Origin of the sequence: Erwinia sp. 9145, assembly GCF_000745075.1 — a bacterium.
Classification (GTDB): Bacteria; Pseudomonadota; Gammaproteobacteria; order Enterobacterales; family Enterobacteriaceae; genus Erwinia; species Erwinia oleae.
This window is the reverse complement of sequence record NZ_JQNE01000001.1, coordinates 3,139,525-3,161,164: the sequence shown is the minus strand read 5'-3', so window position 1 is coordinate 3,161,164 and position 21,640 is coordinate 3,139,525. Positions and strand designations below refer to the sequence as shown.

The window sequence follows — 21,640 nt, the reverse complement described above, 5'->3', positions numbered from 1 at the left end:
TTATGAGAGGAAATGCCACTTTTCTGCGCATATTTCTGCCTGTGTGGCCCTTTACGACAGCCGTTCCGCCTTGAACCTGAAGATGAAAAGTGCCATTATTGCGCACTTCCTGACGCATTCAACCGATAACTTCCAGAGGCCGCCGCCATGAGAAAATCGCTGCTGATACTGAGCGCAGTTTCCCACGCTTCGTCGCGCGCGCGTCACTTCCTGCTCAACACCCCGCGCATTATGCGGTGAGGTCTCCTTAAGCCTGACTTTTGGCCATGCGTAAAAACAGACGCGATCTGATTTTACTGATGTCTGGCGGTCAGCGCCGAAACCATTCTACTGGCTACTATCCAGACACCATCGCCGGGCGAGGGCTGTGCCTTCTCCCATTGCCGTGCCTTTGGCACCCACTCATCCTTGACCGTTAGGGATTTGTGCTATGACACCACTGAAAATTGCGGCCAGCACCACCGTGGCTATTCACCTCCAGACCGGTCGCGAAGTTGTGACGCTGGATAACACTGATTTTACCGACGTGGCGGCGGTTGTTGTTTCCGTTTCCGATTCACGTAGCGGCGTGCTGACGCTGCTGCGCCAGACCGGCTTCGACTTGCCGGTGTTTATTGCAGTGGATGAGGCAGAGCAGGCGCAGGATTTGCCACCGGTTACCGGCGTATTGACCGGCGATGAGAGCGATGCCGCGTTGCTTGAAGCCGCTGCGGCAGATTATCAGGCGAAACTGTTACCACCTTTCTTCCAGACGCTGACCAAATATGTCGCGATGGATAACAGCACCTTCGCCTGTCCGGGCCATCAGGGCGGCGCATTTTTTAAGAAGCACCCGGCGGGACGTCAGTTTTATGACTTTTTTGGCGAAAACATCTTTCGTGCCGATATGTGCAACGCCGACGTCAAGCTCGGGGACCTGTTGATCCACGAAGGATCGGCCAAGGACGCGCAGAAGTATGCGGCGAAAGTCTTCAACGCCGATAAAACTTACTTTGTTCTTAACGGCACCTCCAGCGCTAATAAAGTGGTCACCAATGCGTTGCTGACGCGTGACGATCTGGTGCTGTTCGATCGTAATAACCATAAATCGAACCATCACGGCGCGCTGATTCAGGCCGGCGCCACGCCGGTTTACCTTGAAACGGCGCGTAATCCTTTTGGTTTTATCGGCGGTATCGATGCCCACTGCTTTGACGAAGCGTGGATACGCCAACAAATAAGGGAACGCGCGCCAGGCCGCGAGAACGATGCGCGACCTTTTCGCCTGGCGGTGATCCAGCTCGGCACCTATGACGGCACGGTCTATAACGCCCGCAAAGTCATCGACAGCATTGGACACCTGTGCGACTACATCCTGTTTGACTCCGCGTGGGTAGGCTACGAGCAGTTCATTCCGGTTATGGAAGCCTGTTCACCGCTGCTTCTTGAGCTGAACCCTGACGATCCGGGCATTTTTGTCACCCAGTCGGTGCACAAACAGCAGGCGGGCTTCTCGCAGACGTCGCAGATCCATAAAAAAGATAATCACATCCGTGGACAGCAGCGTTTTTGCAGCCACAAGCGGCTGAATAACGCCTTTATGCTGCACGCCTCGACCAGCCCGTTTTATCCGCTGTTCGCCGCGCTGGATATCAACGCCAGAATGCATCAGGGCGAGGCGGGCCGCCGTCTCTGGCATGATTGCGTCACGCTGGGGATTGATGCGCGCAAAGCCATTCTTCAGAAGTGCGAAATGATTAAGCCTTTTCTGCCCGATGAAGTGGACGGGCAGCCGTGGCAGGATGCGCCAACGGCGACGATCGCGGCCGATCCCCGCTACTTCAGCTTTGCGCCCGGCGCTGAATGGCACGGTTTTGCCGGCTATGAGAAAGATCAGTATCTGATCGATCCCTGCAAGCTGCTGCTGACCACGCCGGGCATTGATGCTGCCAGCGGGCAGTACGCCTCTTTTGGCATCCCGGCCACCATTCTGGCGAATTACCTGCGGGAAAATGGCGTAGTGCCGGAAAAATGCGATCTCAATTCGATTCTCTTCCTGCTGACGCCCGCCGAAAGCGTGGAAAAAATGGCGCGCCTGGTCAGCAAGCTGGCGCAGTTTGAGCAGCACATGCGCGAAGATGCGCTGCTGCGCGACGTGCTGCCGACCATTTACCGTAAAAATGCCGCACGCTATGAAGGCTATACGCTGCGCCGCCTCTGTCAGGAGATGCACCAGCTTTATGTCAGCCACGGCGTGAAGGATTTGCAGAAAGCGATGTTCCGTCAGGAGAGCCTGCCTAAAGTGGTAATGAATCCGCAGGACGCCAATCGGGAATTTATTCGCGGCAACGTTGAGCTGGTGCCCATCGCGCAGGCGCAGGGGCGAATTGCCGCTGAAGGCGCGCTGCCTTATCCGCCGGGCGTGCTTTGCGTGGTGCCCGGCGAAGAGTGGGGCGGTGCGGTGCAGCGCTACTTCCTTGCGCTGGAAGAGGGGCTTAACCTGCTGCCGGGCTTTTCACCTGAGCTTCAGGGCGTCTACGCCGAAGCAGACGAGGCCGGTAGTAAGCGTCTCGTTAGCTATATGATCAACGCGTAACCGCCGTGCGGGCGTCGGTACTTGCCGATGCCCGCACAGCTTCTGCATCCTCATAGCCCTGACGAATGATGGCTTTAGCGATCCATTTGCCAATATCCTGCAACTGCCGATCGTCGCAGCCCCAGATATCTTTCATCACCAGAAAGATCTCCGAACCGTACACCAGCGACAGTGACTTGATCACCCGTTCGACTATTTCCGTCGGCAGCTCCTGATGAAGCGGCTCCATCACATGCTGCAACAGCGCTTTACGGTTTCCCCTCACCAGCCGCTCTTTGTCGGTGTTTTCTGCCGATCTCGACTGCGCCCACTGCGTCAGAGAGAGATGCAGCGCCGCGCGCAGCGTGCCTTCGTGCTCCAGCAGGCGCGGAAAAGCAAAAGAGAGCAGCTCGTCGATACGTTCGCCCGGATCGGTGCGCGTGGCGCGCCAGCTTTTCATCGGGCTGAGCGTCTCGGTCACCACCCCAGAAACCAGCGCGCTTTGCGAAGGAAAATAGCGGTAAGCCGTCGCGCGTGAAAGTCGCGCTTCCTGAGCAACTTCAGTAATGGATGGAAATGCGCCGCCGTCGAACATCCTGATAGCCGTCTCAATCAGCAAACGACGCGTTCTTATTCGGGTGGCAGAAAATTTTTTCCCCTCCACCGATTCCCTTTGCTCCACGTTAACCTCTTATCTGTCTGGTCGATGAATGATACTGGCCAATAGCGCCGTTATAAGTTTAGTCAATCTGCTGGCTGATTCGACATTACATTCGATTGATTTATGATTAATTAAAATGATACTGTTATCTCATAGCAATGAGCCTGAGATGTTCTCAACGTTATTCACTTTCTTTATTATAGCTTAATCAAGGCGTTATTTCGTCTGATAACAGGGTGTTGTTATGACTAAGCGTAAAAATACAGGTTTCATCTACGTTGTCGCTACCGCAGATACTAAAGTAAAAGAACTGTTTTTTGTCAGCCAACTGATAGCCAAAACCGGCGTTGAGGTTGTCACGGTCGATCTTTCCACGCAGATCAATCCATCGTCTGCGGGAGTCGATTTCCCCGCTGAGATGATTGCCGATCTCCATCCGCAGGGGCGTGAAGCGGTGTTTTGCGGCGACAGAGGTAAAGCGATCGACGCAATGGCGTTAGCGTTTAAGATCTTTATCGCCCAGCGATCCGATCTGCTGGGCATTATCGGTCTTGGCGGCTCAGGCGGAACGGCGTTGATTACCCCCGCCATGCAGACGCTGCCAATCGGCGTACCAAAGATCATGGTATCCACCATGGCCTCGGGCGACATCGCCCGTTATATCGGCTCCAGCGATATCGCCATGCTCTATTCGGTAACCGATGTCGCCGGACTTAACCGTATCTCCCGCCGCGTATTGGGCAATGCCGCCCATCAGATTGCCGGCGCGGTACTGTTTCAACAGGATGAGAACGAACAGGACAAACCCGCTCTTGGACTGACTATGTTTGGCGTGACTACGCCCTGTATCCAGAACGTCAGTGCTGAACTGGAGGCGGATTATGACTGCCTGGTGTTCCATGCTACCGGCAGCGGCGGTAATGCGATGGAAAAACTGACCGACAGCCGCATGCTGACGGGGCTGCTGGATCTGACCACCACAGAAGTCTGCGATCTGCTGTTTGGCGGCGTACTCGCCTGCGACGACACGCGCTTTGATGCGATTGCGAATACCGGCACGCCGTGCGTTATCTCCTGCGGCGCGCTGGATATGGTCAATTTTGGACACGCGACCTCCGTACCGGAAAAATACGCCGATCGCCTTTTTTATCATCACAATGCACAGGTCACGCTGATGCGTACCACGCCCGACGAAAACGTGCGCATGGCAGAGTGGATAGCGGAAAAGCTGAACCGCTGCGAAGGCGATGTCGTGGTGCTGATCCCTGAAGGCGGTTTCTCCGCGCTGGATAAAGCGGGGCAGCCTTTCTGGTCGCCCGAGGCGGACAGGGCGTTTATCGATACGCTGGAAGCCGATCTCAAACAGACGGATCGCCGCAGGATTGTGCGTCTTCCGTGGCATATCAACGATCAACAGTTTGCCAGCGCGGCGGTCAGCCATTTCCGCGCGCTGGTTGAAAAGGCAGTCTGAAATGATATTTAGTCGTGAAAAGATACTGGAAAACTTTAAGGCGATGATCGCGCGCCGTGAGCCGATCATTGGCGGCGGCGCGGGCACCGGTCTGTCTGCCCGCTGCGAGGAAGCAGGCGGAATCGATCTGATTGTTATCTACAACTCCGGGCGCTACCGGATGGCGGGAAGGGGATCGCTGGCCGGGCTGCTGGCGTATGGCAATGCCAATGACATCGTGGTGGATATGGCAAAAGAGGTTCTGCCAGTGGTGAAAAAAACGCCGGTGCTGGCTGGCGTAAACGGCACCGATCCGTTTTGCCAGTTCGATCTCTTTCTCGATCGGCTGAAGGCGATGGGCTTCTCCGGCGTGCAAAATTTCCCGACCGTCGGCCTGATCGATGGCAACTTCCGCGCCAACCTTGAGGAGACCGGGATGGGTTATGGGCTGGAGGTTGAGATGATCCGCCTGGCGCATCAGAAAGGGCTGCTCACCACGCCTTACGTCTTCAGCCCGGAAGATGCGGTGGCGATGACCGAAGCGGGCGCGGATATTATTGTGGCGCATATGGGGCTGACCACCGGCGGGAACATTGGTGCGGAAACGGCATTTAAGTTAGCGGACTGCGTGCCGCTTATTAACCAGTGGGCAAAGGACGCAAAAACCATACGCGAAGATGTCATCGTGTTATGTCATGGAGGACCGATCTCCACTCCTGAAGATGCACAGTACATTCTGCATCATTGTCCCCAGTGCGATGGTTTTTACGGCGCGAGTTCCATGGAACGTTTGCCGACGGAAATCGCACTGACTGAAACGACAAAATCATTCAAACAATTGAGTCGATAAGAATCTCCAACACCAGGGGATGTTCTTTAGCGGTGGACCCCGGTCCACCGCTTTTTTTTATGCGCTAATAACGGTGATAGCTCTTCTGCGCGTTGCTGACCTTGTAAAGGTAACGACGTGATTCGGCGGAAGGGTGGCGGGTGGCGAGCGTCTGATACACTTCAGACGGCGACAGCGTGTTAATATTATCGAACGCCCGATTCTTATCGCTGGAGAAGACGCGCAGCACGCTGCCAGCGCCGCCGTTATAGGCGGTGATCACCGCGTAGCGACGCGACGTCGGATTGGCGATCCCTGACAGATAGCTGCCCTGAAGCAGGGAAAGATAGGCCGTTCCTGCATCGATATTATTTTCAGGATCGAGCAGATAGCTGCGGCTCGGCTTGCCCCATTTGCCCTTCATACGGAAAACATCGACGCCCGCAGTGTGCTGAACCACCTGCATCAGACCGAGCGCGTCCGAATGGCTGACCGCGTAAGGGTTGAAGCTGGATTCAATCTGCATAATCGCCAGGATCAGCGACTGATCGACGCCATATTTGGCGGCGGCTTCGCGCACCATCGGCAGGTATTTATGCGCACGCTTATCCAGATGGTTTGGCACCATCGGAATGGTGACCGACCAGATGACGTGCAGACCGGACTGGCGCCGCTGGAGCTTGTTCTGGATCAGGTAGTCCGCAAAGCTTGCCGCACGGCCCTGCCAGCGGATTGCCTGACCGGTGTTGTCCAGTACCTGCCCGTAAAGCAGCGGCTCTTTACCCAACTGGATATCGTTGGCGTCGGAGTAGAGATCGACATTGCCGGGATCTTCGCCAACCAGCAGGGTGGTAATAATCGCCTGACGCAGGCTGGCCGTCGGATCGGTTCCGGCGATGGTTTCAATGGTGATGGAGCCCGCGTCGAAGTTAATGTGGCTGCGTGTGTAATATTGATCGCTGTATTTTACGTAGTCTTTAGGACCGGCGATCAACACTTCATTGATGCCCCAGATATTTTCAATATTATGGGCAAACTGGCCCATTAAAATGTCAAATCCGTTGGTATCCTTCACCCATTCTTCGTGAAAAGCCGCTTTTTTGTTACCGGAACAGGATATCAACAGCGGGGCAATAACCAGCAAACCTATCAGCTTTTTATTCATCTTATTCTGCATCGCCCAAATTGAGCGGGCCTCATTGATGAGGCCCAACGATTATTCTTCTGGCGGGGTGTAACCTTCGATGTGTACGTCATGACCTTCAAACAGAAACTTGATCATCTCCTGCTCAAGCTGTTTGCGATCGTCCGGGTTCATCATGCTCAGTTTCTTCTCATTAATCAGCATGGTCTGCTTGCTCATCCACTGCGACCAGGCCTCTTTCGAGATCTCATTATAGATACGTTTACCCGTTTCGCCGGGGTAGAGCTGAAAGTCCTGACCTTCAGCGTCACGTTGCAGGAACGTGCAAAAAATAGTTCTGCTCATTACTCTTCCTCTTCTGTTGCGCGCATGCTCATTGCGATCTGTTGCGGCTGACGCAACTGTTGTAGCAGGCGTTCCACCGGAGCGGCCAGCCCGACTGACGGCGGCTGCGCTAAGTTATACCAGAGACCTGCGCCTTCATCCATTGCCGCGCCCGCTGAAGGCAGCGCCAGCCACATTGGCACAATGTCCAGATGGAAATGGCTGAAGGTGTGGCGAAAGGCGATGCCCTGTTGCATTTTGCCCGGGTCAATGTGGCGCTGATGCAACCACGCTTGCAGCTCCGGCTCGGTGGCAAACTGCGGGAAGCAAAACAGTCCGCCCCACAGGCCGACCGGCGGACGCTGTTCAAGCCAGACGTTATCGCCGTGCTGCATCATCAGCATCCAGCCGGTTCTTTCCGGCAGGATCTGCTTTGGTTTTTTGCCGGGGTAGCTGGCCCAGGTGCCGTGGGCGTAAGCGATGCAGCCGTTATTGAGCGGACAGATTTCGCATTTCGGACGCGATCGCGTGCAGACCGTCGCGCCGAGATCCATCATCGCCTGATTAAACTGGCTCACGCCCTCAGCCGGCGTCACCGCCTCGCTGAGCTGCCACAGCCGCTTCTCTACCTCTTTTCTGCCCGGCCAGCCGGAAACGGCTGCGCTGCGCGCCAGCACCCGCTTCACGTTACCGTCAAGAATCGGGAAATGCTGGCCCAGCGCCAGTGAAAGAATGGCGCCAGCGGTCGAACGGCCAACGCCGGGCAGATCCGCCACCGCGTCAAAGGTTTGTGGGAAAACGCCGCCGTGCTTTTCCGCCACTGTTTTAGCCGCTTTATGCAGGTTGCGCGCGCGGGCGTAGTAGCCAAGGCCGGTCCACAGATGCAGCACTTCATCCAGCGGCGCGTTCGCCAGATCGGTAACCGTCGGGAAACGCGCCATAAAGCGTTGAAAATAGGGGATAACCGTGGCGACCTGCGTCTGTTGCAGCATCACTTCGGAGAGCCAGACTTTATAAGGCGTTTTTTCGAGCTGCCAGGGAAGGGTTTTGCGGCCAAACCGCTGATACCAGTCCAGGACCTGCCGTGAGAACTGCGGCGCCTGCATCATATTAAAGAGGTTTCCCCGATAGTTGAAAATCTGGCTGGGATTCCAGCACAGACCAACTATGCTGTAAACCGGAAGTTTCCGGGGCTTGCTTAACCGGCGTAACTTTGCATAATGCCCGTTTTCCAGATATCGCAGACCAGCAGGCAGAAATATGAATAATGATGTCATTTCACCGGAGTTTGATGAAAACGGACGGCCAATGCGCCGTATTCGTAGCTTCGTTCGTCGTCAGGGCCGGCTGACCAAAGGTCAGCAGCAGGCGCTGGATACGCTGTGGCCTGTGATGGGCGTGGAGTACCAGCCTCAACCCGTTGACCTGGCGGCTCTTTTTGGTCGCGATGCGCCGGTGGTGCTGGAAATCGGTTTTGGTATGGGCGCGTCGTTGGTGAGTATGGCGCAGGTCAAACCGCAGCAGAATTTTCTGGGTATTGAAGTGCATTCGCCGGGCGTAGGCGCCTGCCTGGCCAGCGCGCAGGAAGCGGGCGTGGAGAATCTGCGCGTTATGTGCCACGATGCGGTCGACGTGCTGGAGAAGATGATCCCGGATAATTCGCTGCTGATGGTGCAGCTATTCTTCCCCGATCCCTGGCATAAAGCGCGCCACAACAAGCGCCGTATCGTGCAGGTGCCGTTCGCTGAGCTGGTGATGCGCAAACTCAAGCCCGGCGGCGTATTTCATATGGCAACCGACTGGGAGGCCTACGCGCAGCATATGCTCGACGTCATGAGCAGCATCGAAGGTTATAAAAATCAGTCGGCGACGCAGGATTACGTGCCGCGTCCGGAAACGCGTCCACTAACAAAATTTGAGCAGCGCGGCCAGCGTCTGGGCCACGGTGTTTGGGATCTGATGTTTGAGAGGATTAAATAATGGCTACCCAACGCAGTCGTCGTTTACGCAAGAAAATGCACATTGATGAGTTTCAGGAGCTGGGCTTCTCGGTGGCGTTCAGTTTCCCGGAGGGCAGCAGCAGCGAAACTATCGACGAAACCGTCGACGCGCTGATTAATGAAGCGATCGAACCCAACGGCCTGGCCTTTGACGGCAGCGGCTATTTGCAGTGGGAAGGGCTGGTCTGCCTGCAACAGACCGGAAAATGTACCGAAGAGCACCGCGAGCTGGTGCGCAAATGGCTGGAAGACCGCAAACTTAGCAACGTGCAGGTGACCGAACTTTTTGACGTCTGGTGGGGCTGATACCTTAACAGATGTCCGATGGAGCAACACGGCTTCCTCTCTTCAGGAGACAGTAACATGCGTAAAGCGATGATGATGGGCGCGTTGCTTCTGGCAGCGGGTCAGGCGCAGGCAGATTATCAGTGCAGCGTGAACCCGCAGGATGACATTGTCATTTCGCCGCAATCCGTGCAGGTGGTGGGCGCCAGCGGCAACCTGGTGATTTCGCCTACCGGCGAGGTGCAGCGCAATGGCGAAGCGGTGAAGGTTAACGCCGAATCGCGGCAGAAGGCGATTGATTATCAGGCCGCGCTGCGACGCGATCTGCCGTGGGTCGATCAGGGCGCGCGCCAGCGTCTGGAAAAAGGACGAACGGCGCTGGATGGCGTTATCGTCGATAAGCTTGGGCAGAACAGCAACGTGCGCAATCGGCTGACCTCGCTGGATACGCAGCTTAAACAGCAGATGAATCGCATCATTGAACACCGCAGCGACGGCCTGACCTTCCATCATCAGGCGATTGAGCAGGTTCGTCAGGATGGCGAAAAACTGGTGCAGAACGCCATGGGCGGCGTGGTGCAGGACAGCCTGAACGAGATGGGCAGCAGCAGTGCAGGTAAAAGCGATAATCCGCTTCAGGCGATGATGGGCAATCTGGGCGGTTTACAGCAGGCGATTCAGGCGGAATGGCGTAATCAGGAGCAGGATTTCCAGAATTTTGGTCATGAAGTCTGCAATCGCGTCACTGCGCTTGAGGCACAGCGTAAGGCGCTGGTGAGCACGCTTAAATAATCGACCCGCCGGTGGGCGGGTCTGGCGATAATTTCAATCCGGAAACGCTGCGTTTGCGGATTTTTTTTGCCGGTTCTTGCCATAGCGGAAGCGATTAACCCGGCTGGCGCTGCATTCTTTCAGGAGACGCCAGCATGCGTTTACCCAGTTTGACGCCGGGCTTCTCGACGAAATGATAGAGCAGGGTCGCCAGCAGATAAACCACCGGAACAGCGATCGCGCTGATGATGGCGAAACGCGCCAGCGCGCTATGGTTGCTCAGCCCGTGATAGTGCAGCATTAAGCCGATGGCAGGAATAACAATCAGCAGGTGCAGCAGATAGACCGAGTAGGAAACATCACCGAGCCAGGTACTGAGCGGATTATTAAGCAGCTTACGCGGCAGGCGGACAAGCGAAGCTGTCGCGCTGTGCGGCGGATGCTGCCAGAGAATGGCCGCCATACCGAGGATCATCGCCACTTCCATTACCACCTGAAGTTTAATCGCTTCAAGCCCGATGACCACGCTGGCGACCGGGCCGAGCAGAGCGAGTGCGACATAGAGGATCTTTCTGTTGCGAACCGCTTCGGCCAGCAACATGCCGGAGAGAAAAATATTCAGCTTAATCAGAATTAACGAAGGCATAGGAAAGGCTTCGTAGTAATCCGCAAACACAAAGCGCCCCACGCAGCACAGCGCCATCAATGCAATAAGCGTCGGGCCGTAACCGAAGCGCAGGGTAATCAGCATGATGAAAGGGAAAAGAACATAGAACTGCATTTCCAGCCCGATGCTCCAGTCAGGCAGCACGGTGTTGAAGCTGTACGCGGGCAGGACGCCGTAAACAAAACTGAAGTGCGTTAAAATATTGGCCAGCGACCGATCGGCATAGCGGGAGGTTTCGGTCGCGGTTCCCGGATAATAATGCGCAATAATATCACGCATTTCACCGAACCAGTGACCGCCCGCCAGCGCTATCACCAGCAGCAGATAATAGAGTGGCGCGATGCGAAAGAAACGGCGCGTCCAGAATTTCCTGATTGTACTGGTTGCGGTCCATGGCTCTTTCTCGCGGCGTTCGATATAGTTTTTTGCCATCAGGTAGCCTGAGAGCAGAATAAAGAGATCGACACCTATGCCGGGGGAAGAGATAAGTTTGATGTGGCAGTTTACCAGCAGACTGATATGACCTATCAGCACCCAAAGAGACGCAATCCCGCGTAATCCTTCCAGCTCCGTTGACCAGCCCCGAGTCGTTGACATGTTATACCTCTGTCGTGGTTTACGTAAATTTACATACCGCGACAGCCTAAAGAATTGTTCTCCACGATGCCATTGTTACTCAGAGCGGGCCGGACTTATAAGACTTTCCTTAAGCCCAAAGCCCGTTTCGTCCGCTTAAAGCGGAGCGGCAAGACATGCCTGTCGCCGTTTTCGTTTAATCGTCGGCCAGGAACAATTCGAGTAGCGAATTCAAAAACAGCTTTCCTTTCTCCGTGACCTGCCAGTTCTCCGTGGTTTCAGTCAGGTAACCTTTCGCCAGCGCCTCGTCGATCTGTGGCCGAATCGTCTGCTCCGGCAGGCCGGTTAACTGAGCAAATTCCACGCGTGGCGCGGGTTCAAGTAGACGGAAGCGGTTCATAAAAAACTCGAACGGCTTTTCGCTTTCGGCTACGTCATACTGCGCATCCAGATAGTTTCCTGCCATAAAACCGCGCGGATGGCGGGTTTTGCGGGTGCGGACGATCCGCCCGTCGGCCTGGGTCAGCTTGCCGTGCGCGCCGCAGCCAATCCCCAGATAGTCGCCAAAGCGCCAGTAATTGAGATTGTGTTCACAGCGGTAACCCGGTTTGGCGTAGGCTGACGTTTCATACTGCTGGTAGCCCGCCGCCGTCAACAGCCTGTCGCCCTGCTCGAATATGTCCCACAGCGCATCGTCATCGGGCAGCACCGGCGGACGCGAGGCAAACAGCGTGTTCGGCTCAATGGTCAGTTGATACCACGATAAATGCGGCGGATTGAGCGCAATTGCCTGACGCAGATCGTCCAGCGCCTCCTCCAGCGACTGATCGGGCAGGCCATGCATCAGATCGAGGTTGAAACTGCGCAGGCCGAGACTTTCCGCCAGCAGCGCCGCGCGCTTCGCCTCATCAGGCCCGTGAATGCGCCCCAGCCGCTCAAGCTTCGGCTGGCTGAAGCTCTGCACGCCGATTGAGATACGGTTGATCCCGGCGCGCTGATAGCCGCTGAAGCGGTCGGCCTCCACGGTGCCCGGATTGGCTTCCATGGTTACCTCCGCATCGGGCCGCAGCGGCAGCCTGGCGCGGACGCCGTCCAGCAGCATCTGCATTGCTGCGCTGCTGAGCAGGCTTGGCGTACCGCCGCCGATAAAAATCGTGCTTACTTCACGGCCCGCCGTCAGCGGTAGATCCGCATCAAGATCCGCCAGCAGATGCCGGACGTACTCTTCATGCGGCACGTCGCCCTTCAGCGCGTGAGAATTGAAGTCGCAATAGGGGCACTTCTGCACGCACCAGGGGATATGAATGTAGAGACTGAGCGGGGGAAACCTCATCTGCCCAGCGCATCCAGCAGCAGCGTCAGCGCTTTGCCGCGATGGGAAACGGCGCGCTTCTCCTCGCGAGTCAGTTCGGCTGCGGTTTTGCCAAGCGCGGGAACATAGAAAATGGGATCGTAACCAAAGCCGCCCGTACCGGCCTCGGTACGGCTGATTTCGCCTTCCCACTGCCCATGAAACACCAGCGGAGTCGGATCGGCAGCGCTACGCATGTAAACCAGCACGCAGTGAAACTGTGCCTGACGCTGGCCGTCCGGCACCGATTCCAGCGCGCTCAGCAGCTTTTGCAGGTTTTGCTGGTCGGTCGCCTCTTCACCTGCGTAACGTGCAGACCAGACGCCGGGCGCGCCGCCCAGCGCATTCACCGCCAGACCGGAGTCGTCGGCGATAGCGGGCAGACCGGTAATCGCTGCCGCGTGGCGCGCTTTAAGAATCGCGTTTTCGATAAAAGTCTGGCCGGTTTCCTCGGCCGACGTAACGCCAAGCCCGGTTTGCGCCACGATATCCAGCCCGAACGCAGCCAGTAAATCGGCCAGCTCACGCACTTTGCCCGGATTGCCGGTAGCGAGTACAACTTTTTGCATAACAGATCCTGATGCCAGTAAAAAATTACAGCTGCGTCCAGCCTGGGATGAGATCCATGCCCAGATAGTTCAGCAGGTAAAGGATAAGAATGACCGCCATGGCTGAAAAGTCGATGCCGCCCATTGCCGGAATGATACGGCGGAAGGGCGCCATCAGCGGCTCGGTAAGCTGAAGCAGAACATAATCCACCGGGTTGCGTCCCTGGCTAATCCAGCTCATCAACGAACGGATGATAATGATCCAGAACACCAGCACGCCCGCAGCTTTAACCAGCGCCACCAGGCCGAAATAGAGAAACACCGGATCAAAAATAAACATCCGGCTTTGTAACGCAAAGACCAGCACGAACAGCAGCACATTAAGGACGTAGGCCAGCAGCAGCGATGCGGTATCAAGTGGCCCGATTGCCGGGATCACGCGCCGAAGCGGCCCGATAACCGGCTGGGTGATTTTCACGACAAACTGTGAAAACGGGTTATAAAAATCACATCTCGCCCACTGCATCCAGATGCGCAGTAACAACACTTTGACGTATAGATTGATCACGGTTGTTACCAGAAAAGTCAGCGTCAGCATGAGGTTCCTCAGTTATTGTTGTGAGCGGCGGCGTAATCACGCGCGCCAAAAATAGCGGTGCCGATACGCACCATCGTACTGCCTGCCGCAATTGCCGCATCCATATCGTCGCTCATTCCCAGAGAGAGCGTATCAACGGAGGGATAATGCTGTTTTAACGTGTTGAAAATATCCGCCATCTGCTGACACACGGCCAGTTGACGCTGATAATCCGCTTCCGGCGCCGGTATAGCCATCAGCCCGCGCAGCCGAAGGCGCGAAAGCGGTGCGATGGCCGCCGCCAGTTCGTTAAGCGCTTCCGGCATAATGCCAGATTTACTGCTTTCATCGCTGATATTTATTTGGATCAGGATATTCAGCGGCGGCAGGCTGTCGGGGCGCTGCTCATTCAGGCGCGCGGCGATCTTAAAGCGATCCACCGTGTGGCACCAGTCAAAATGCTCCGCCACCAGACGGCTTTTATTGGATTGCAGCGGGCCGATAAAGTGCCATTCAAGTTCCGGGTTCAATGCCAGGATTTTATCAACGCCTTCCTGTACGTAGTTTTCTCCGAAGCAGTGCTGCCCGGCGATCGCCGCTTCTTCGACCGCGCTCGCAGGTTTTGTTTTACTCACTGCAAGAAGCGTAACTTCTTGTGGAGAGCGGCCGCAACGCTGCGCCGCCGCTGAGATCCGTTCGCGGACATGCTGTAGATTGTGCTGAATCAGGCTCATAGTCAGGGAAAAATATGGATATTGAAGAGATGGTGGCCCTTAGTGTAAAGCATAAAGCGGGGGATCTACACCTGTGCAGCGACCATTCGCCATTCTGGCGACGAGAAGGGCGGCTGGAAAAAATCAGGGGCTGTCAGCCGCTAAGCGCAGCGGCGTTGGATGCGCTGGCCCGCGCCTGGCTGGATACTGCGCAGCAAGCGGAGTTGCAGAGTCGCGGGCAGGTCGATTTGGCGCTGACCATGGCCGACGGCACCCGGCTGCGCGCCAACTTCTTTCAGCAGCGGCTCGGGCTGTCGCTGGCCATGCGTGTGATTGCGTGCGACTGCCCGTCGCTGGCGTCGCTGCGGCTTCCGCCTGCGGTGTCGGCGCTGCTTCAGCTACGGGAAGGACTGGTGCTGGTCACCGGTGCTACCGGCAGCGGCAAGTCAACCACGCTGGCGGCGCTGACTGGCGCGCTGAACGCGCAGCAGGATCGCCATATCATTACGCTGGAAGATCCCATTGAGTTTATTCATCACAGTCAGCAATCACTGATCCAACAGCGTGAGATAGGGCGGCACTGCGCCTCTTTCAGCGAGGGACTGCGCGGTGCGCTACGTGAAGATCCCGATGTTATCCTGCTGGGGGAGATCCGCGACGGCGAGACAATCAGACTGGCGCTGACGGCGGCGGAAACCGGGCATCTTGTGCTGGCTACGCTGCATACGCGCGATGCGGCGCAGGCAACGGAGCGGCTGATTGATGCTTTCCCCGGTGAAGAAAAAAGCATGATCCGCAGCCAGCTGGCGGGCAGCCTGCGCGCGGTGATCGCCCAGCGTCTGGTGCCCTCAAAGCAAGCGGGCAGAGTGGCGCTGTTTGAGGTGTTGTTGAACAGCACGGCGGTAGCGAATTTAATTCGGGAAGGCAAAACCTATCAGCTACCCGCCACGCTACAGACCGGCATGCAGGCCGGAATGCAGACCTTTGAGCAGAGCCTCGCGGAGCGCCGCAGGCAGGGATTGATCGACTAACCCTCCGTCGTCAGCAGGCTATTTTGAATTCGCAACCGGCGGATCAAGATGCACGACGGGATTTTCAGCGTAGAGATAACGGTCAACGTTGAACTCGTAATCGTCGGTGGTGGCGCGGAACAGCATCTGCTTGGTGTTTTCCAGATGCTGCCACATCGCCAGCTTGGCCGCGTAAGGATCGCGGCGGATCAGCGCTTTGAGGATCACATCATGCTCTTCACACCAGCTCTCGATCGATCTCTCGTCGATGTGCTCATGCAGCTTGCGCCAGTAGGGATTATGCAGCCGCTGGCTCCACATTTTCTCAACAATGGTCGCCAGGGCGCTGTTTTGCGTCGCCTGCGCAACCTGAATATGAAACTTCAGATCCCATTCGGAGTCGCGAAACCGGTCTTCCTGGCGCGCGTGCTCCTGAATCTCCATCAGTTGCATAATATCCTGCCGGGTGACCTGCGTGGCGGCAAACTCGGCGATATTGCTTTCAATCAACTGACGCGCCTGGAGCAGTTCAAAAGGGCCGGCGGTGCCGAACTCGCTGCCGCTGTCTGCGACCACCAGATGACGCTGCTGATTAGACATCACGTGAATGCCCGAACCTTTGCGCACCTCCACGAATCCTTCAACTTCCAACATAATAATCGCTTCACGTACCACGGTTCGGCTGACATTCATTTCGTCAGAGATCAGACGTTCAGCGGGAAGCTTTTCGCCAACCGCATACTGCCCGGACTCAATGCGTTTCCTGAGCGTGGCGGCCAGCTGTTGATAGAGACGTCTGGTGTCTGTGGATTCCATGTGGGTGCTCTTTAAAGTAGTAAAGCCTGCAACAACCCTGTATCGGGTAAACCTGTTATACAAGTAGCAGTATACGTTTTACGAAACATTGATGCACCGTGCACTTTACAGAAAGAGAGGGGAGCAAAGCGAAAAAGCAGAGCCCGGCAACCTGCGCTGCCGGGCGAAACAGCGCGTATCAGGCATCCGCCGTTTTGGCCTTAATCTGCGCAGGCGCCGGCTCAATAGCCGAACGGTTCTGCAATACCGTCCAGATGATAACCGCGCCCATCAAATCAAAGACGGCCAGTGCGGCAAACAGCGGACTGAAACCAAGCGTATCAGCCAGCGCGCCGACCACCAGCGCAAACATAGTGCTCGCCATCCACGCGGCCATGCCGGTTAGCCCGTTGGCCGTCGCCACTTCGTTACGGCCAAATACGTCCGATGACAGAGTGATAAGCGCACCTGAGAGCGACTGATGAGCGAAACCGCCGATGCACAACAGGCCAATAGCAACGTAAGGGCTGGTAAACAGGCCGATCATGCCCGGACCTATCATCAGCACCGCGCCCATGGTCACCACCAGCTTACGAGAGACGATCAGATTCACGTGAAAGTACTTCTGAAACAGCGGAGGCAAATAACCACCAAGAATACAGCCGAGATCGGCAAACAGCATCGGCATCCAGGCAAACATGGCAATCTCTTTCAGATTGAAGCCGTAAACCTTGAACATAAACAGCGGGATCCAGGCGTTGAAGGTGCCCCATGCGGGCTCGGCCAGAAAGCGTGGCAGCGCGATGCCCCAGAACTGTCGGTTACGCAGGATCTGCCAGGCCGTCATTTTTTTCGCATTTGAGGTTTGATGCTGCGCTTCCTGACCGCTGAGAATATAGTCGCGCTCTTCACCGCTGAGTTTCTTCTGGTCTTTAGGATGCTTATAGAAAATCAGCCAGCAGACTGCCCATATCAGGCTCAGCGCGCCGGTAATGACGAACGCTAACTGCCAGCTGTGCATTACGATGGCCCACACCACCAGAGGAGGCGCAATCATGCCGCCAATGGATGAACCAACGTTAAAGTAACCCACGGCGATAGAGCGTTCTTTCGCAGGGAACCATTCGCTACTGGCCTTCAGACCCGCCGGGATCATCGCTGCTTCCGCCGCGCCTACCGCTGCGCGGCCAAGGGCGAGGCCGCCCCAACTGCTTGCCAGCGCCGTCGCCATACAAAATACGGCCCATAAGAGCGCAAACATGGCGTAGCCGATTTTTGTGCCCAGCACGTCAAGGATATAACCTGCTATTGGCTGCATCACCGTATAGCAGGCTGAGTAAGCAGCAATGATGTAGGAATATTGCTGCGTGGTAATGTGAAGCTGCTCCTGCAACGTGGGCGCTGCGACGGCAACGGCGTTACGTGTTAAGTAGCCCAGAACGGTACCGACTGTTACCAGTGCGATCATGTACCAGCGCAACCCTCTGATCTTACGCATTTAACTCTCTCCCAGTTCGTATTCCGTCGATGGCGACAGGCGGCCATAAGGGCGCATTGCATTTCACCTGCGCCACTGGCCATGACTTAATGTGTTTTCGGGAACCTCGCCGCCAGAAAACTTCGCTGGGGAGCTGCCCGTTACCTTGCGTATCGTTTTGTTGTTATCAGCCTCATCAGGCCCGGTGAACGTTCTGAACGGTGACTACGCCGCCAGATCAACCGCGCCCGAAAAGTTTGCGCGGACAACGATAAGGGTCTTCTCTGCGTTGTTGTCCGGGCGGTGCAAAGATAACTTGTCATACAAATTTAAAATTTGAATGACATCACAAAACCATATTTAAAGTGGGCGTTTATTTAAGTTTTTTAAATAACATTCAACACTATGATATAAAACAATAAAGATAAAATAGGGCGATCTTACTCACATTATGAGGCGCCTGATTAACATCATTATTCGCCATTTTTAAACCTTACTGGTGTAATAAGATTACATATTGATTACATCTAAGGCCTGGTGATTTTTCAACGAGACAGGATTTTTTCCTAAGTTTTTATTTTATAATTTGCTGATAAATAATAATTTATAGAGGTATTTTTCATTTTACGCTTTTTTCCTCTCGTGCACCTATTCAAAGCAAACACGTCACTCCTCCGTCAAATTAATAAACTTGTTATACAGATTTAAAGTTTGACGAGCATCACAATATGACCCGCAGGTTGTGTGGATAATGTGCCTCAAGCCTGATCACCCGCAAAAATCATAGGTAACAGTGAATTAATTGATTCATACACTAAGAGGCCGTTTTCTTAAAAATGCTCTGCATTATCAGGATTCGGAACGGTCCACTTAATTGGTATGATAACTTTAACGAAATCTGAAGAGTTCATGACGAGGAACGAAAAATGACGCAGTTTTTAACGGAAGACTTCCTGCTCAGCACGGATATTGCCCGTCGTCTCTATCACGACTATGCCAGGGATGAGCCCATTTTTGATTATCACTGCCATCTGCCGCCGGAGCAGATCGCGCAAAATTATCAGTTCAAAAATTTGTACGATGTCTGGCTGAAAGGCGATCACTATAAATGGCGTGCGATGCGTACCAACGGCATTCCGGAGCGGATGTGCACCGGCGATGCCAGCGACCGCGAGAAGTTTGACGCCTGGGCGGCGACCGTTCCACACACTATCGGCAACCCGCTGTATCACTGGACACATTTAGAACTACGCCGTCCCTTCGGTATTACGGGCAAACTGCTTTCACCGCAAACGGCAGATGAAATTTGGCAGCGCGGTAATGCGCTGCTGGCGCAGGAGAACTTCAGCGCGCGCGGCATCATGAAGCAAATGAACGTTAAGCTGGTCGGCACCACCGACGATCCTGTTGATTCGCTCGAGCACCATAAAGCGATTGCGCAGGACGGTAGCTTTGATATCAAAGTGCTGCCGAGCTGGCGGCCGGACAAAGCCTTCAACATCGAGGCGGAAACCTTTGGCGAATACGTCAGCAGGCTGGAGCAGGCGGCTGACGTGTCGATAACCCGCTTCAGCGACCTGTGCGACGCGCTGAAAAAACGCATGGACCACTTTGCCGCACACGGTTGTAAAGTCTCCGATCACGCGCTGGACGTGGTGGTGTACGGCGAAGCGGATGACGCAACGCTGGACGGTATTCTCTCACGTCGCCTCAGCGGCGCGATGCTAAATCAGGAGGAGATCGCCCAGTTCAAGACCGGCGTCCTGATCTGGCTGGCGGCAGAGTATCAGCGCCGCGATTGGGTGCAGCAGTATCACATCGGCGCGCTGCGTAATAACAATACCCGGATGTTCCAGCTGATTGGCGCGGACGTGGGCTTTGACTCCATTAACGACCAGCCGCTGGCGGAACCGCTCTCCAGACTGCTCGGCGCGCAGGGGCTGGCCGGCGGCCTGCCGAAAACCATTCTTTACTGTCTGAACCCGCGTGATAACGAAGTCATCGGCACTATGGTCGGCAACTTCCAGGGAGAAGGAATGCCAGGGCGCATGCAGTTTGGTTCGGGCTGGTGGTTCAACGATCAGAAAGACGGTATGCAGCGGCAGATGACGCAGCTTGCCAATCTTGGTCTGCTCAGCCGCTTTATTGGCATGCTGACCGACAGCCGCAGCTTCCTTTCATACACCCGGCACGAGTATTTCCGCCGCGTGCTGTGCCAGATGATTGGCCGCTGGGTGGAAGAAGGTGAAGCACCGGCGGATATCGAACTGCTCGGCGGCATGGTGAGAAACATCTGTTTTGATAACGCCAAACAGTACTTCCAAATCGAACTGAACTGACAGCAAACAGGCGTGCGGCTGCTCGTGCGCCTGAATCCCCCTTTGACAGCGACGGCGGAGAGCAAACCTCTCCTCAAAGACCGGCGTGCGAGCAAATTAAGGTAGAGATGATATGCAATTAAATCGCCGTGACTTTCCAGGCCGCCAGCATCCCGACAAAATTATTCAGTTCGGCGAGGGCAACTTTCTGCGGGCATTTGTCGACTGGCAGATAGATCTGCTGAATGAACATACCGATCTTGATGCGGGTATCGTTATCGTACGGCCGATCGACACCGATTTCCCGCCGTCGCTGAGCACGCAGGATGGGCTCTACACCACGATTATCAGCGGACTGAACGAGCAGGGTGAAGCGGTACGCGAAACCCGCATCGTTCGTTCCGTGAATCGCGAAATCAATATTTATCAACAGTTTGACGACTATCTGGCGCTGGCGCGTAACCCTGATATCCGGTTTGTTTTCTCCAATACGACCGAGGCAGGCATCAGCTATGTTGCTGAAGACCGGCTGGAAGACGCGCCGCCTGCCAGCTTCCCCGCCAAGCTGACCCGCCTGCTATTCGAGCGCTTCATGCACTTTGACGGCGCAGCGGACAAAGGCTTGATCCTGCTGCCGTGCGAGCTGATTGACTACAACGGCGACGCGCTTCGCGAACTGGTGCTGCGCTACGCCCGCCAGTGGGCGCTGCCCGCTGCCTTCACCCGCTGGCTTGAAGAGAGCAATACCTTCTGCTCGACGCTGGTGGATCGCATCGTGACCGGCTATCCGCGCAGCGAGGCTGAGTCGCTGGAAAACGAACTCGGCTACAAAGACAGCTTCCTCGACAGCGCTGAGCACTTCTACCTGTTTGTCATTCAGGGGCCGAAAAACCTGGCGCAGGCGCTGCGTCTGGATCGGCTGCCGCTCAATATTCGTCTGGTGGACGATATCAAGCCCTATAAAGCGCGCAAAGTGGCCATTCTTAACGGCGCGCACACCGCGCTGGTGCCGGTGGCCTTTCTGGCCGGACTGAACACCGTTGGCGAAGCGATGAACGACGCGCAAATCAGCCGGTTCGTTGAGCAGGCGATTGCTGAAGATATTGCGCCGGTGCTGGATCTGCCGCAGGAGGAGCTGAGCTCATTCGCGCAGGCGGTGCTCAGCCGTTTCCGCAATCCGTTTATCCAGCATCAGCTGTTGTCGATTGCGCTGAACGGCATGACCAAATATCGCACCCGCATCCTGCCGCAGCTTCTGGCAAGCCAGCAAAAATATCAGACGCTGCCTCCGCGTCTCACTTTCGCGCTGGCGGCGCTGCTGGCGTTTTACCGTGGTGAACGCAACGGCGAAAACTATCCGTTGCAGGATGATGCTCACTGGCTGAGTCGTTTTTCTGCTCTGTGGAGCGGCGTGCGAAACGGCGAGATCGCGCTTTCTGAACTGGTGGAAACGGTTCTGGCTGATGAAAACCATTGGGGATGCGATCTCAATACCGTTCCGGGTCTGACCGCCGCCGTGATCCAACAGTTGCAGTCCATTGAAGATCGCGGCATGCGCGAGGCGCTGGCGTCATATCGCTAAGAGAGTCA

Annotated in this window: 20 protein-coding genes; 9 read left to right on the top strand and 11 right to left on the bottom strand. The window is 55.7% G+C overall.

All coding sequences use genetic code 11. The annotated features are described in order from the left end of the window. The first annotated feature begins 430 nt into the window (after window positions 1-430). A complete protein-coding gene (locus tag FA91_RS14965; protein ID WP_034916899.1) occupies window positions 431-2,575 on the top strand; it encodes an ornithine decarboxylase in 2,145 nt (714 codons plus the stop codon). Here the strand turns inward: FA91_RS14965 and FA91_RS14960 are convergent. Next, window positions 2,565-3,149: a TetR/AcrR family transcriptional regulator gene (locus FA91_RS14960; protein ID WP_343205762.1), complete on the bottom strand. Its 585-nt coding sequence runs from the start codon at window positions 3,147-3,149 to the stop codon at window positions 2,565-2,567. The two genes, FA91_RS14965 and FA91_RS14960, sit on opposite strands and share 11 nt — an antisense overlap. Before the next feature lie 310 nt (window positions 3,150-3,459). On the opposite strand from FA91_RS14960, the gene FA91_RS14955 reads away from it, so the two are divergent. Both FA91_RS14955 and FA91_RS14950 read left to right on the top strand, forming a co-directional pair. Then, complete coding sequence (locus tag FA91_RS14955; RefSeq protein WP_034916896.1) at window positions 3,460-4,686, top strand: Tm-1-like ATP-binding domain-containing protein; 1,227 nt, start codon at window positions 3,460-3,462, stop codon at window positions 4,684-4,686. 1 nt (window position 4,687) lies between these two features. Beyond that, window positions 4,688-5,515: a phosphoenolpyruvate hydrolase family protein gene (locus tag FA91_RS14950; protein ID WP_034916894.1), complete on the top strand. Its 828-nt coding sequence runs from the start codon at window positions 4,688-4,690 to the stop codon at window positions 5,513-5,515. 64 nt (window positions 5,516-5,579) lie between these two features. Here FA91_RS14950 and mltC read toward each other — a convergent pair whose 3' ends face one another. The 3 genes from mltC to mutY are packed head-to-tail and all read right to left on the bottom strand — an operon-like array spanning window position 5,580 to window position 8,071. Beyond that, the gene (gene mltC, locus FA91_RS14945; protein ID WP_034919385.1) at window positions 5,580-6,659 is read right to left on the bottom strand and encodes a membrane-bound lytic murein transglycosylase MltC; all 1,080 of its coding nucleotides are present in this window, start codon (window positions 6,657-6,659) and stop codon (window positions 5,580-5,582) included. 51 nt (window positions 6,660-6,710) lie between these two features. Continuing rightward, on the bottom strand, window positions 6,711-6,983 hold the full coding sequence (locus FA91_RS14940) for an oxidative damage protection protein (RefSeq protein ID WP_034916893.1): 273 nt from the start codon (window positions 6,981-6,983) through the stop codon (window positions 6,711-6,713). Next, window positions 6,983-8,071, bottom strand: coding sequence for an A/G-specific adenine glycosylase (mutY, locus tag FA91_RS14935; protein WP_034916892.1), 1,089 nt, complete (start codon window positions 8,069-8,071; stop codon window positions 6,983-6,985). Before mutY ends, FA91_RS14940 begins: the two co-directional genes overlap by 1 nt. A gap of 151 nt (window positions 8,072-8,222) precedes the next feature. Here mutY and trmB point away from each other — a divergent pair, with 151 nt between their 5' ends. The 3 genes from trmB to FA91_RS14920 are packed head-to-tail and all read left to right on the top strand — an operon-like array spanning window position 8,223 to window position 10,039. Continuing rightward, a complete protein-coding gene (gene trmB / locus FA91_RS14930) occupies window positions 8,223-8,942 on the top strand; it encodes a tRNA (guanosine(46)-N7)-methyltransferase TrmB (RefSeq protein ID WP_034916889.1) in 720 nt (239 codons plus the stop codon). Continuing rightward, window positions 8,942-9,268: a YggL family protein gene (locus tag FA91_RS14925; protein ID WP_034916888.1), complete on the top strand. Its 327-nt coding sequence runs from the start codon at window positions 8,942-8,944 to the stop codon at window positions 9,266-9,268. The genes trmB and FA91_RS14925 overlap by 1 nt, the downstream gene beginning before the upstream one ends. Before the next feature lie 57 nt (window positions 9,269-9,325). Next, window positions 9,326-10,039: a DUF2884 domain-containing protein gene (locus tag FA91_RS14920; protein WP_034916886.1), complete on the top strand. Its 714-nt coding sequence runs from the start codon at window positions 9,326-9,328 to the stop codon at window positions 10,037-10,039. Between the two features lie 94 nt (window positions 10,040-10,133). Here the strand turns inward: FA91_RS14920 and FA91_RS14915 are convergent, their stop codons facing one another. The 5 genes from FA91_RS14915 to FA91_RS14895 all read right to left on the bottom strand — a co-directional run bounded on the left by FA91_RS14915 (window position 10,134) and on the right by FA91_RS14895 (window position 14,471). Beyond that, window positions 10,134-11,282, bottom strand: a complete 1,149-nt coding sequence (locus FA91_RS14915) for an acyltransferase (RefSeq protein WP_034916885.1) — start codon at window positions 11,280-11,282, stop codon at window positions 10,134-10,136. A gap of 175 nt (window positions 11,283-11,457) precedes the next feature. Beyond that, window positions 11,458-12,594 (bottom strand): radical SAM family heme chaperone HemW, encoded by a 1,137-nt coding sequence (hemW, locus tag FA91_RS14910; RefSeq protein WP_034916884.1) that lies wholly within the window; start codon window positions 12,592-12,594, stop codon window positions 11,458-11,460. Continuing rightward, the gene (locus FA91_RS14905; protein ID WP_034916883.1) at window positions 12,591-13,181 is read right to left on the bottom strand and encodes an XTP/dITP diphosphatase; all 591 of its coding nucleotides are present in this window, start codon (window positions 13,179-13,181) and stop codon (window positions 12,591-12,593) included. Before FA91_RS14905 ends, hemW begins: the two co-directional genes overlap by 4 nt. 25 nt (window positions 13,182-13,206) lie before the next feature. Continuing rightward, window positions 13,207-13,758, bottom strand: a complete 552-nt coding sequence (locus tag FA91_RS14900) for a YggT family protein (protein WP_034916881.1) — start codon at window positions 13,756-13,758, stop codon at window positions 13,207-13,209. Between the two features lie 8 nt (window positions 13,759-13,766). Beyond that, entirely contained in the window at window positions 13,767-14,471 is a 705-nt protein-coding gene (locus tag FA91_RS14895; RefSeq protein WP_034916879.1) for a YggS family pyridoxal phosphate-dependent enzyme, read from the bottom strand. A gap of 14 nt (window positions 14,472-14,485) precedes the next feature. Here FA91_RS14895 and FA91_RS14890 point away from each other — a divergent pair, with 14 nt between their 5' ends. Continuing rightward, the gene (locus FA91_RS14890) at window positions 14,486-15,481 is read left to right on the top strand and encodes a PilT/PilU family type 4a pilus ATPase (RefSeq protein ID WP_034916877.1); all 996 of its coding nucleotides are present in this window, start codon (window positions 14,486-14,488) and stop codon (window positions 15,479-15,481) included. Window positions 15,482-15,499: 18 nt separating this feature from the next. Here FA91_RS14890 and exuR read toward each other — a convergent pair whose 3' ends face one another. Beyond that, entirely contained in the window at window positions 15,500-16,276 is a 777-nt protein-coding gene (gene exuR / locus FA91_RS14885) for a transcriptional regulator ExuR (protein ID WP_034916875.1), read from the bottom strand. 178 nt (window positions 16,277-16,454) lie between these two features. After that, window positions 16,455-17,753, bottom strand: coding sequence for an MFS transporter (locus FA91_RS14880; RefSeq protein WP_034916873.1), 1,299 nt, complete (start codon window positions 17,751-17,753; stop codon window positions 16,455-16,457). Window positions 17,754-18,658: 905 nt separating this feature from the next. On the opposite strand from FA91_RS14880, the gene uxaC reads away from it, so the two are divergent. Both uxaC and FA91_RS14870 read left to right on the top strand, forming a co-directional pair. Then, window positions 18,659-20,071: a glucuronate isomerase gene (uxaC, locus tag FA91_RS14875; RefSeq protein WP_034916872.1), complete on the top strand. Its 1,413-nt coding sequence runs from the start codon at window positions 18,659-18,661 to the stop codon at window positions 20,069-20,071. 112 nt (window positions 20,072-20,183) lie between these two features. Beyond that, complete coding sequence (locus tag FA91_RS14870; protein ID WP_034916870.1) at window positions 20,184-21,632, top strand: tagaturonate reductase; 1,449 nt, start codon at window positions 20,184-20,186, stop codon at window positions 21,630-21,632. The last annotated feature ends 8 nt before the right edge of the window (window positions 21,633-21,640 follow it).